Source organism: Paenibacillus sp. ALE2 (assembly GCF_054113385.1).
Map to the genome: position 1 here is coordinate 3,700,874 of NZ_CM134213.1, position 14,613 is coordinate 3,715,486.

The window sequence follows — 14,613 nt, forward strand, 5'->3', positions numbered from 1 at the left end:
TCAAAGCTATGTGCAGTCTGGCGCAGAGGAAACACGTGAACCGATCGCCATCATTGGTATGGCAGGCAAGTATCCAGGTTCGAAGGACATGAACGAATATTGGGAAAATCTCAAAGCAGGGAAGGATTGTATCGGCGAAATCCCGCAGGAACGCTGGTCGCTGGAAGGATTCTTCCAGCCTGACAAAGAAGAAGCGGCTGCGCATGGTAAAAGTTACAGCAAGTGGGGCGGTTTTATCGAAGGCTTTGCGGAATTCGATCCACTGTTTTTTAATATTGCACCGCGGGAAGCACTCAGTATGGACCCTCAGGAAAGGCTGTTCATTGAAGCCTGCTGGGAAGCGATGGAGGATGCAGGCTACACCAGAGAACAGCTTGCAGTACGACATAACAGCCGGGTAGGTGTATTTGCGGGAATTACCAAAACAGGATTTGATCTATATGGTCTTGATCTGTGGAGGAAGGGAGCGCAAATATTCCCTCACACTTCCTTTAGCTCAGTAGCCAACCGGATTTCGTACCTGTTTAATTTGCAGGGGCCGAGCATGCCAGTGGATACGATGTGTTCATCCTCATTGACCGCGATTCATGAAGCGTGTGAGCATCTGTACCGCGGAGAATGCGAGTTGGCCATGGCAGGAGGAGTGAACCTGTATCTGCATCCGCTGAGTTATGTCGGACTTTGTGCGAATCAGATGCTGTCCGTAGACGGACAGTGCAAGAGCTTCGGAAAGGGAGGCAACGGCTTTGTCCCAGGAGAAGGCGTGGGGGTCGTCTTATTGAAGCCGCTGTCCAAGGCGATAGCAGATGGAGACCCGATCCATGCGCTCATCCGGGGAACGAGCATCAACCATGGGGGCAAGACCAACGGGTATACCGTGCCTAACCCGATTGCTCAAGGGGAGCTGATCCGGTCAGCACTAGAGCGAGCCGGGGTACATGCCCGGACCATCAGCTATATTGAAGCTCACGGAACCGGTACAGAACTGGGAGATCCTATTGAAGTAACCGGTCTGACCCAGGCCTTCAGGAAAGATACCGCAGACAAAGGATTTTGCGCCGTGGGCTCTGTAAAGTCCAACATCGGACATTTGGAGGCGGCAGCGGGCATCGCAGGAATTGGGAAAATTGTTCTGCAGATGAAAAACCGGACGCTGGTTCCCAGCCTGCACGCCCAGGAACTGAATCCGAACATTCCTTTTGAGCAGACGCCGTTTGTCGTACAGCAGGAGCTGGAGGAATGGAAGCGGCCGGTGGTTGAGCTCAATGGAGAGACACGGGAATACCCGAGAATGGCTGGGATTTCATCGTTTGGAGCAGGAGGCGCCAATGCCCATGTCATCATTGAAGAGTACGTTCCAGAAGAGAAGGCGCCCATCCGTGTAACAGCTCACAACCCCGTTATTATTGTGTTGTCGGCCAAAAATGAGGATCGACTGAAACAGCAGGTCGAGAGATTGCTGTCCGTGATCGGGAAAGGAGAGGTCACAGAAAGCAATCTGGCTGATGCAGCCTACACGCTTCAGGTAGGACGTGAAGCAATGGAAGAACGCCTGGCGGTAATTGCCGAATCGATGCCAGCACTGGTGGAAAAGCTGGAAGGATTTCTAGAAGGCCACGATGGGATATCCGAGCTGTACCGAGGACAGGTCAAGCGAAACAAAGAGGCACTGTCCGCACTGATAGAAGATGAAGATATGGAAAAAACGATCACTGCCTGGATCGGGAAACGGAAATATGCGAAGATTGTGGATCTTTGGGTGAAGGGACTGGCGATGGACTGGAGCATGCTTTATGGAGATGCCAAGCCGCAGAGAATAAGCTTGCCAGCCTATCCTTTTGCAAAGGAGCGGTATTGGATCACGGATATTACGATCCCATCTGTAGAAAGAATCCCTAGTGAATCTCAAGAAAAAGCAGTTCATGTTCAGTCTCAAGTAATGCAGTCTGCTCTTCCTGAAGCTTTAATGCCATCCAGTTTTTCGAGTAGTTCTGAAAAACCAAGCGGGATTTCTTTACGGAATTTGTCAGACAGTCAGCCGCAGCTTAGCAAGTCTGCCAATCAGCAGACAGCACCGATTATTTTAACTTCCCCGGAAGGGGTAATGCACACGTCAGATAATGACAACGAGACGGAAGAACAGACGCCTGTGGCTCCTGCCCTATCCATATCGTCAGAAATATTGCAGGAGGAGCTGACAACAAGTCTGGCGCAAGCTTTATATATAGATCGGGACGAGATCGATGAGGATAAAAACTTTGTTGATCTTGGATTGGATTCCATAATAGGCGTAGAGTGGATTCGAAACATTAATAAACATTACGACACATCCATAACAGCGACAAAAGTCTACGATTATCCAACCATACGGGAGTTTAGCAAATTTTTAGAAAAGGAATTGGGCAATCGTGTAGCCCAATTAATCATGCCGTCTTCTGCTGCGTCTATTCTGGATCAGGCGCCTGCAAAGCATTTACCGCCGCTCGTATCATTGGAAACGGATAAGCAGACAGAGGCCTCACTTCAGATTAATTTAATGCCGATATCGCCTGAAAAGCAGCCGCAATTCGGCACGATTCCGTCTGGTGTCTCTACAGAGCAATTACGGAAAGAACTGACGGCAAGCCTAGCTGAAGCCTTGTACATGGAGCAAAGCGAGATTGAGGCAGATAGAAACTTTATAGATATCGGTTTGGATTCGATTATAGGCGTAGAATGGATTCGAAATTTGAATAAGCGCTACGGCACATCCATTGCAGCTACCAAGGTCTACGACTATCCGACTATTCTGCAATTTACCGAGTTTTTGGCACAAGAAATCAATAAGCACGGGGGCAAGAAAAGCTTCGTTCAGCAGCCCTTGAACACAGTCTCGGACACGGTCAAACCTATAGCAGAAGTCCATTTACCGCGACCAGAGACGATCCAATGCTCTCCAGCGCAGCTCCCTAAGGAGGAAACGGTGCCATTGCGTCGGGTAAAAGCAGAAGAGGAATCAGTGCCAGCAACTTCGGAAAATCAAGATGCAATTGCAATTGTTGGGATTTCGGGAAGATATCCTGGTGCCGAAGATGTACAGCAATATTGGAAAAATCTCGCTCAAGGTCAAAACTCCATTGTTGAAATCCCGAAGAACCGCTGGGACGTAGACCCGTTGTATGATCCGCGTCCGGCACAAGAGGGGAAAGTAAATTGCAAGTGGCTGGGTGCCTTGAAGGATATAGAATATTTTGATCCGTTATTTTTTAATATATCTCCTACCGAGGCGGAAGGGATGGACCCGCAGCAGCGCATCTTTTTGCAGGAAGCCTATAAAGCCTTTGAGGATGCAGGTTATAGCGGCTCACAGTTGGGAAATAAAAAATGCGGTGTTTATCTTGGCATTTTAAATAATGAGTACAGTATGATGCGCTACAAAAATGAAGCACAGTTCAGCAATACTACCGGGAACAGCAACGCTATTGCAGCGGCTCGTATTTCCTATTTCCTTAATTTGAAAGGACCCGCCATATCCGTAGATACGGCATGCTCCTCATCGCTGGTGGCAACTCACCTTGCTTGCCAGGCTTTATCAAATAAAGAGATTGAAATGGCGCTGGTCGGCGGTGTGTCCTTATACCTGACTCCTGAATCCTATATAGGTATGTCTGCATCCGGAATGTTGTCACCAGATGGTCAGTGTAAGACATTTGACAATAGTGCCAACGGCTTTGTTCCAGGCGAAGGAGCAGGGGTGCTGGTTCTGAAGCGGCTAAAGGATGCGGAAGCTGACCGGGATCACATCTATGGGGTTATTATCGGAACTGGGATTAATCAGGATGGAAAAACCAACGGAATTACCGCTCCAAGCACGAACAGCCAAATAGAGCTTGAGCAGGAGATATACAATAAGTATCAGATTGAACCCGAAAGTATTAGCTATGTTGAAATGCATGGGACAGGCACCAAGCTGGGCGATCCTATTGAATTGGAGGCTTTATGCACAGCTTTCAAAGAAAAAACAGATCAGAAGAAGTTCTGTGCCATAGGCTCGGTAAAGAGTAATATCGGGCATACTTCGGCAGCAGCAGGCGTAGCAAGCATGCAAAAGGTGCTGTTATGCATGAAGCATAAGAAACTGGTACCGACACTGAATTTCAAGAACCCGAATGAACATTTTGATTTCGATGATTCTCCATTTTATGTAAATACACAATTAAAGGACTGGCAACCTTCTCAAGGTAACAAAAGGCGGGCCGCTGTGAGCTCTTTTGGTTTTAGCGGTACCAATGCCCATCTTATTATTGAAGAATATCGTCCAGAGGCTGCAATTTCACCAGCAGACGACGAGTCACATAGTCCCGTTCTTTTCGTATTGTCTGCCAAAAATGAACAGCAACTAGTAACTTATGCCGAAAACATGAGAAACTTTATTGCCACTCAGCCCAACCTTAACTTGACAGATATGGGGTATACGCTGCAAGTAAGCCGTGAGCCGATGAACCACCGTCTGGCTTTTGTGGCAGATTCAAAAGAGAATCTACTACAAGCGCTGGATGGCTTGGTTCATCACCAACGGCCAGCTGGAGTCCTGACGGCTCAGGTGAAAAAGGGCAAGGACGGGATCGTGCTCTTTGAGGCAGATGAAGATGCCAAATCCTTGCTTGAAACCTGGATCAAGAAAAGAAAATTGGGGAAAATTGCAGAGCTGTGGGTACAGGGGCTAACGATGGACTGGAACAAGCTGTATGGGAACATCAAGCCTCGTCGGATTAGTCTGCCCACCTATCCTTTTGCAAAAGAACGGTGCTGGGCGCCCGAGCTAGACAGTAAGGCTGGTAAAGGTACAACTTCTGTCATGGCTGCAACGCTTCATCCTTTGCTGCACCAAAACACTTCCGATTTTTCGGAGCAGCGATTCAGTTCTAGCTTTACAGGCCAGGAGTTTTTCCTGAAGGATCATGTGGTGAATGGGCGCAAGGTGCTGTCTGGGGCCGCATCCCTTGAAATGGCGCGGGCGGCAGTGGAGCAATCACTAGGGACGGATGAGGGCGACCTGGTCGGAATGTGCCTTAAAAACGTGGTTTGGGCACGGCCTATTGCCGTAGAGGATGGCCCAATACAGCTGCATATCGGGCTTTTCCAGAATGAAGATCAAGAAATTTCATATGAGATTTATGGAAATAACGGAGCCGATGATACAGAGCTTATGGTATATAGCTACGGCAATGCGGTTCGGAGATCAGCGGTGGAGGTTCCTGCATTGAATATTAAAGATTTGCAGGATACATGCAGCAGAAGCTTCCATCCGGCAGCATTGTATAACCTTTTCAGAGAGCTGGGGATTGATTATGGTCCTGGGCATCAGGGGATTGAGATGGTATATGCCGGAGATGGCCAAGTGCTGGCGAAGCTATCCTTGCCCTCCTCAGTCTCTGACAATCAAGGCCAATTTGTCCTGCATCCAAGCATGATTGATTCAGCTTTCCAGGCATCCATAGGCTTGACGCTGGGCTCTCGCGAGATTAAGCCCGCTCTGCCGTATGCCATTCAGGAAGTTGAAATTATAAAACATTGCAGTTCCACCATGTGGGCGCTGATTCGATACAGTGCAGATGGTACAGCAGGAGATAAGGCACAGAAACTAGATATTGACCTGAGCGACGAAACCGGAGAGATCTGCGTGAGGATAAAGGGTTATTCATCAAGAATTCTGGATATAGACTCTATTCCCACAGACGCGCAGTCCAATTCTGGTACCTTGATGCTTGAACCCGTGTGGAAAGAGCAGGGAGTTAGCATAGAGGGTGATTTACCTGTATATGATCGCCATGTCGTGATCCTTTGCCAGCCGTCCTATATTTCTCGTGAACAAGTAGAAGCTCAAATAAGCGGCGCAAAGTGCATAATATTGCAACCTGATCAAAACGGAATCGGGGAACAGTTTCAGCATTACACCGTTCAGATACTTGAGCTAATACAAAGAATTTTTAGAGAAAAAAATCATGGCAAGGTGTTAATCCAGATTGTTACTAACGACCAGGAGGAACAGCAGCTTGTATCAGGGCTCTCAGGTCTTTTAAAAACCTCCAGAATAGAACATCCAAAACTGGTGGGGCAGTTGATAGAACTTGAACAGGATGAGGCCCCGAGTACAATCATAGATATTTTAAAAGAAAACAGCTGGAGTCCTGGAGACATCCAGATCCGGTATGGGAAAGGTAAACGGTGGATTTTCAGCTGGAACGAGATTCCATTTTCTCCGGAAACGGCGGACATTCCGTGGAAGGAGAACGGAGTATATCTCATTACCGGTGGTGCCGGTGGCTTGGGACTTATTTTTGCCAAAGAGATAGCGAATAAAGTCCATAATGTCGTGTTAATTTTAACGGGGCGTTCAGCACTGGATGAGGGCAAGCGGGCAGAGATAAAGAAATTGGAGTCATTAGGAGCACGAATAGCATATAAGCAGGCCGATGTGACCCGGGAGCAGGTGGTGGCTGATTTAATTCGGGGAATTGAGGCAGAATTCGGGAGCCTGAATGGCATTATTCACAGTGCAGGAGTAATTCGTGACAACCGCATACTCCAAAAAAATAGCGGGGAAATGCTGGAGGTTCTCGCTCCCAAAGTTTTAGGAGTAGTGAACTTGGATCAGGCGAGCAAGCACTTGCCTCTTGACTTCTTCATTCTGTTTTCGTCGGTTGCCGGAGGGCTGGGCAATCAGGGACAGGCAGACTATTCTACCGCTAATGCGTTTATGGATGCTTATGCCAGATACCGGAGCACATTGACAGGATCACAGCAACGCCAGGGGCAAACGCTATCCATCAATTGGCCACTATGGAAAGAAGGCGGGATGCATATTGATGAGGAGACAGAGAAGCTGGTAAAGCAGCACACAGGCATGGGCAGTATTTCAACTTCTTCTGGTATTCAGGCTTTGTACTGCGCCATGCTTACGGGTGCTGATCAGGTTATGGTGCTGGAAGGCAATCTCGAGAAAATGAAAAGAGCAATAGGCTTAGATATTCCGGAAACCGGGCAGTTTGAAAAGGCGACGGGTGCTTCAGCAATTATTTCAGCCATTTCCACGACTGACGGAAATGCCGCGCCGGACCTGCAGGACAAGGTGCAAATCGCCATGATGCAGGCGGTATCGAAATTGCTGAAAGTCAAGCTTGAAGATATTGATGCCTATGTAGAACTGAGTGAGTATGGCTTCGATTCGATCTTGCTCACGCAATTTGCCAACAACATCAATCACTTGTATCGGCTTGAGCTGACTCCTGCCGTATTCTTTGAATACACTACACTTCATGACTTCTGCAGGTATTTAGTGGACGAATATGCCACCTTGCTTGGTGAGCAGTTTGTCGTCCAGACCCGGACTGAGCCTGCCGTGCAGAATGAAGAGGATGATAGGGAAGACAGCATCCGCAGTAGACGCCAGCGTTCCCGATTTGCAAACGAGAATGTGCTAGCTATGCCGCAACAGACCCAGGCTGGTTCTGAACCTATTGCAATCGTAGGCATAAGCGGTGTCTTTCCCATGGCCCGGGATGTAGATGAGTTTTGGAAAAATCTTGAGAAAGGCAGGGATTGTATCACTGAAATACCTGAAGATCGCTGGGATTGGAAGGCGTATTACGGTGACCCTGCGGAAGAGACCAATAAAACAAACATCAAGTGGGGCGGGTTTATTGACGGGATCTATGAGTTTGACCCTTTATTTTTTGGAATTTCACCGAGGGAAGCTGCACTCATGGACCCGCAGCAGCGTCTGTTAATGACCTATATTTGGAAGGCGATTGAAGATGCAGGCATTCAGGCAGCGAGACTGTCGGGAAGTCGTACAGGTATCTTTGCAGGAACTGCGAACAGCGGCTACAGCGGAATGATCTATCAGGGAGATGTGGGTGTGGAGGCGTATTCCTCTAGCGGAATGGCGCCATCGGTGGGACCGAATCGTATGAGCTATTTCCTTAATATTCATGGTCCGAGCGAGCCTGTCGAAACTGCCTGCTCCAGTTCGCTGGTGGCCATTCACCGGGCCGTAAAGGCTATAGAAGATGGAAGCTGCGAAATGGCCATTGCAGGTGGTGTCAATGCAATTATCACACCTGAGCTTCATATCAGCTTCAATAAAGCAGGGATGCTGTGTGAGGATGGCCGGTGCAAAACCTTCTCTGATCAAGCCAACGGTTATGTGCGTGGTGAAGGGGCAGGCATGGTTTTCCTGAAAAAGCTGAAGGACGCAGAAAAGGCTGGAGACCATATTTACGGCGTAATCCGAGGCACAGCTGTCAATCATGGTGGCCGGGCTAATTCCCTGACAGCACCTAATCCGAGGGCACAGGCGGATTTACTGGTAAATGCATATACAAAGGCTGGTATCGACCCAAGAACAGTCTCTTACATTGAGGCCCATGGGACAGGCACCGAGTTGGGTGATCCTATTGAAATCAACGGACTGAAAGCAGCCTTTAAAGAGCTATATGAGAGTACAAAGGGACCCGGGATCAAAGAGCCCCATTGTGGCCTAGGTTCGGTGAAGACCAATGTTGGACATCTGGAGCTGGCTGCCGGAATCGCTGGTGTCATCAAAGTTCTGCTTCAGTTGAAGCATAAAAAGCTTGTTAAAAGCCTTCATTGCGATGCCATTAATCCCTATATCAAACTTGAAGACAGTCCTTTCTATATCGTCCAGGAGACGAGTGAATGGAAGCAGCAGCAAGATGCTTCTGGGCACAATATTCCTCGGAGAGCAGGTGTCAGCTCTTTTGGATTCGGCGGCGTCAATGCTCATTTGATCATCGAGGAATATGTTCGGGAAAATCAGGAGAAAGATCCGGTAACCTTCGCAACCGAAAAGCCGGCTATTGTCGTACTGTCAGCCAAGACTGAAGGACAGCTGCAAGACCAGGCACGGCAATTGCTGGCTGCAATCCGGGAGCGCCAGTTCACAGACGGCAGTCTGGGAGATATAGCATATACCCTGCAGATGGGGCGCGAAGCGATGGAAGAACGTTTGGCCTTCACTGCAGTTTCGCTCTTCGAGCTTGAAGAGAAGCTAAAGGGATTTGTGGAAGGGCGAGAAGGCATCCCTAGCTTATATGTAGGGCAGGCAAAACGCTATAGAGAACAGGAAACAAGAGCGGGCGCGGCCGAGACGATTGAGTCGCTGGCTAGTGAAAGCGACTACGCCCAAATCGCACATCTTTGGGTAAAAGGCGCGGTTTTTGACTGGGACGTGCTGTACGAAAAGCATAAGCCAAACCGTATCAGCCTGCCGACCTATCCTTTTGCCAAAGAACGATATTGCGTAACCGATACCAATAACCTGAGGGGTGCCAACGATGTTGTGCTGAAGCAGGAGACGTCAGCTATCATTCATCCTTTACTTCAGCGAAATACGTCCGATATTTATGGACTTCAGTTCAGCTCCACATTTACGGGAAGAGAATTTTTCCTCGCTGACCATGTGATCAAGGGACAGAAGCTTTTGCCTGGAGTGGCCTTCCTTGAAATGGCGCGAGCGGCAGTAGAGCAAGTCGCTACATCTTCGGAAGAAAGTCGGATTTGTGTTCGTTTAAAAGATGTATTATGGCTCCGGCCTGTGGTAGCTGGGGAGCGGCCGATTGCTATAAATATCGGGCTCTACCTGCAAGACGGAGAAATTGCCTATGAAATCTACAGCAAGTCTGAAACAGTGGATACAGAGTTAGTTGTGCATAGCGAAGGCAGCGCAGCAATTGCTCCGTTGGCTGAGATTCCTGCCATAGATATTGAGGGTCTGCTGGAGCAGTGCAATCTGGGAACCTATTCATCCCAGCAGTGTTATGAGGCGTTTGCAGCCATGCAGGTTTCCTATGGGCTAGGGCATCAAGGAATTGAAAAGATCTACACTGGCGTGGATCAGGTACTTGCCAAATTGTCCTTGCCTTCTTCTATTTACCAGACCATGGGACAGTTTGTGATGCATCCTAGCTTGATGGATTCCGCTTTGCAGGCGTCCATAGGCCTGATGATGGACACATACAGCGCTGCCATGTCTGACGGAAAAGTTTCAATAAAGCCGGCTTTACCGTTCGCATTGGAAGAGCTTGAGGTGTTTAGTGGCTGCACATCAGAGATGTGGGCTTGGGTCCGTAATCGTGAAGGCAGCAGACAGGATGGTCCAGTGCAAAAGCTGGATATTGATTTGTGCGATATGCAGGGGAATGTTTGTATAAGCATGAAGGGCTTGACATCGCGAATTGCAGAAGGAGGAACAGGGGGCTCAGATGAATTGACGATATCTGAGACTTTGATGCTTGAGCCTGTATGGGAGGAACAAGCCCTTGTCTCGGGAGGAACAGCACCTGAATATCGGCAGCATTTGGTCATTTTATGTGAACCAGCACATATTTCCGGGGAAATGATTGAATCACAGATGAACGGGGTGCATTGTCTTATCCTGCAATCCGAAGAGGAAAGCATGGATGCACGCTTTAGAACTTATGCAGCACAGGTGTTTGAGCAAATTCAACAGGTGCTCAAAACCCAATCCAAACACAAAACATTGGTTCAGCTTGTCATTCCGGTACAGGATTACAGACAGGTATTCTCCGGACTTTACGGACTCTTGCAAACAGCGCAGCTTGAGAATCCCGTACTGGTGGGCCAACTGATCGAAGTGGATGTGGAGGAAAATGCAGCAGATATTATAAATATCCTGCAAGAAAATAGCCGCAACTTCATGAGTACACATATCCGCTACCAGTGGGGCAGACGATATGCTGCCGCATGGACGGAAATCAAATCCTCGCAGGAAGTGGACCGTATTCCTTGGAAGGACAAAGGGGTTTATTTGATTACTGGCGGAACCGGCAGCCTCGGTTTGATTCTGGCTGAAGAAATGGCACGACAGGCTAAAGATGTCGCGTTAATTCTCGTCGGACGATCTATACTCCGTGGTCACACCAAAGCAAGGATTGAGGAAATAGAGGCTCTAGGAGCAAGAGTCGTATTTCGGCAGGCCGATGTCGACGATAACAGAGCGGTTGAGGATTTGGTTCGGGATATTCGGGAAGAGTTTGGGAAACTGGACGGAATTATTCACGCTGCAGGAGTAACCAGCGATAATTTTATGATTAAAAAAACAGAAGAGGAATTGCAGAAAGTATTGGCGCCAAAGGTTACAGGGTTAACGAATCTGGATCAGGCCTGCAAGGATATTCCGCTGGACTTTTTCATTCTGTTTTCATCTGTTGCAGGCAGTCTTGGGAATATAGGACAGGCTGACTATGCTGCTGCCAATGCCTTTATGGATGCCTATGCCAGATATCGCAATACACTTGTAGAACAGAAGCAACGCTATGGGCAGACGCTTTCAATCAACTGGCCGCTCTGGAAGGAAGGCGGAATGCGTATTGATAGTGAAATGGAACAAATCATGGAGGAAATGGGGATGTTCGCTATGGGGACCGACACAGGAATGCGGGCTTTATACCAGAGTCTGGCTTCTGGAAAAGATCAAGTCATGGTATTGGAAGGGCATGCCAGCCAGCTTAGAGAAACGCTCCTGCAGCAGCCATCCCTGAATCAGGTTGAAGATGCCTCCTCTATGATCATGGAGAGCAGAAAGGAGCCTGGAATCGGTCAAGACCTGCTTGCCGACAAAGCGGCAAATTATTTAAAGCAATTGCTTGCTACATCCATCAGACTGCCGGCAAGGCAGATTGAAGCCGATGCCCCTATGGAGAAGTATGGAATTGACTCTATTATGATCAGACAGCTGACACGTGAATTGGAGAAAACATTCGGCACATTACCCAAAACGTTGTTTTTTGAATACCAGAGTATCCGGGAGCTGACCCAATATTTTCTTGAAGTTCACCAGAAGCAGCTGATTCAACTGCTTGGAATGGAGGAAGAGGTCAACGCCGTCCAAGCGTTTACGTCTTCCACTGTGAAAGAGAACCCGGAAAGGCCGCTTTCCAGCAGCCGAAGACAAGCTCGTGAAATGCCGGCTCAGGCAAAATTGCTGGATCAGAAAAAACTCCAACCGCAGCCGAAAGCAGCAGGTGGTACGGGGGATATTGCCATTATCGGCTTGTCGGGCATGTATCCTGAGGCCGAGAATGTTGAGGAATTCTGGAACAATCTGCGTAATGGAAAGGACTGCATTACGGAAATTCCCAAAGAGCGCTGGGATCACAGCATATACTTTGATGAGGAAGGGAGCAAGTCTGGAAAAGCTTACAGCAAGTGGGGAGGCTTTATCAAAGGCGTGGATCAATTTGATCCGAAGTTTTTCAATATCTCTCCTAGAGAAGCAGAGATTATTGATCCACAGGAGCGCTTGTTTCTGAAATGCGTCTATGAAACGATCGAGGATGCAGGTTATACACGGGAAGGGCTTGGACTGGAAAGGAATGTAGGCGTTTTTGTCGGCGTTATGTACGAAGAATATCAGCTTTACGGGGCGCAGGAGCAGGCTAGAGGCAAAATGATTGCCGTTCCGGGGAATCCGGCCTCCATTGCAAACCGTGTTTCTTATTTCTGTAATTTCCACGGACCAAGCATGGCTGTGGATACGATGTGTTCATCCTCATTGACGACCATACATCTTGCCTGCCAGAGCTTACAGCAAGACGAGTGTGAGCTTGCCGTTGCTGGCGGTGTCAATGTCTCCATTCATCCGAACAAATACCTGATGCTTGGGCAGGGAAGATTCGTATCAAGCAAGGGACGATGCGAAAGCTTCGGAGAAGGCGGAGATGGGTATGTGCCGGGTGAAGGCGTAGGGGCCGTGTTGCTCAAACCGCTGACCAAAGCAATAGCAGACGGCGATCACATATACGGGGTCATCAAGGGAACCGCTGTGAATCACGGCGGGAAGACCAATGGCTTTTCAGTTCCAAATCCTAAGGCGCAGGCTAGTGTAATTGGAAGGGTCTTTAAGAAAGCTGGTATAAACCCCAGAACAATCAGTTACATTGAAGCACACGGCACCGGGACATCTTTAGGTGATCCCATTGAAATCGCTGGATTGCAAAAGGTTTTCCAGGAATACACGGAAGACACCCAGTTCTGCGCCATTGGTTCGGCAAAATCCAATATAGGGCATTGCGAGAGTGCAGCAGGGATTGCAGGAGTGACTAAGGTGCTCCTTCAGCTCAAATACGGACAAATCGCACCTTCGCTGCATTCAAGCATACTCAACCCGAACATCGACTTTAGCAATAGCCCTTTTATAGTTCAGCAGGAGCTTGAAGAGTGGAAAAGACCGGTCGCCACGATAAATGGGAAGACCGTTGAGTACCCAAGAATTGCAGGTATTTCTTCTTTCGGTGCTGGAGGCTCCAACGCACATGTGCTCATTGAAGAATATGTCCCTGAGGTGCAGGAGACTAGACAAGCTCCTATGATATTGCAAAGCCCGGCCATGGTTGTGCTGTCAGCCAAAAATCAGGAGCGATTGTACGAGCAGGTGCAAAGATTGCTTTCTGCACTCAGAACACCGGAATACGCGGAGGCCAGTTTGGAGGATATAGCATTTACCCTTCAGGTGGGACGGGAAGCTATGGAGGAACGGTTAGCAGTCATAGCTAAGTCTACGGCGGAGCTTGAAGGAAAGCTGGAGAGCTTCCTAGCGGGGAATGAGGAAATCGACGGACTCTATTCGGGTCAGGCAAAGAAAAATAAAGATATTCTGATGGTTCTTGAAGCAGACGAGGACATGGAACAATTGGTGGATATCTGGATAAGCAAGAGCAAGTATACAAAGCTGGCAGAGCTGTGGGTTCAGGGACTACTAATCGATTGGAACAGGCTTTACGGAAAGGTTAGACCTCATCGGATGAGTCTGCCAACCTATCCATTTGCCAAGGAAAGCTATTGGATCTCTACGTTTGGAAGCCAGTCCAAGGAAGTCAAGACGGAGCTCCCTGTAGTTGATATTCCAGCACAAAAGCAAGAGCCCGTTGTTTTCAGCCCTCCTACTGCCAACGCTAATGTGCAGGTACAGACATTGGCAAAGGTACCTGAAAAGCCGCAGGGTATTTTGCTGCGCTCAGTCTCTAATATCGAGAAGGTAGCCGACGCACCCAAAAAGGCAGCTAAGCCTGCAGAATTGAAGCCTGCTCCCCCGCAGCCTAAACCTATCAATTCTACACCGCAGCCCGCTGTCAGGGATGAGGCCAAGCGACCTGCTAACGGACCTACGGCTGTACGGGTGGATGCATTGGAGAAGGAACTAATTAAAAGTCTCGCTAAATCCTTGAGTATGGATGAAAAGGATATTGGCCGAGACGATAAATTTATCGATATGGGACTGGATTCTATTATAGGCGTAGAGTGGGTACAGGACGTGAATAAACGGTTTGGAACGGCTATTTCAGCAACCAGAGTATATGACTATCCTAACATCAAAGAATTTTCCAAATATTTAGCAAAGGAATTAAGCAAATCGGCGGGAGCCTCAAACCAAGTACCTGTAGAGTCAACTTCTACGCAGCCCATGCAAGCGTTGATCCAGAAGGTGCTGCAAGGTGAATTAAATGTTGAGCAGGCCGATCAGTTGTTCAAGCAATTACACTCGTAAATTGCCGACACGATATTCGTCCTATTTCATACGGCTAGGAGGGC

The 14,613-nt window shown here is 48.5% G+C and carries 1 protein-coding gene (running past one end of the window); it reads left to right on the forward strand.

Annotation, left to right across the window (positions count from 1 at the left end; all coding sequences use genetic code 11):
* On the forward strand, window positions 1–14,569 hold the 3' portion of the coding sequence (locus tag ACXHJ1_RS16200) for an SDR family NAD(P)-dependent oxidoreductase (RefSeq protein ID WP_457904911.1). The gene continues 5,168 nt to the left of window position 1, outside the view; 14,569 of the gene's 19,737 nt are visible here — the last part of the coding sequence; its start codon lies beyond the left edge, outside the window; it ends in the stop codon at window positions 14,567–14,569.
* Window positions 14,570–14,613 lie beyond the last annotated feature (44 nt).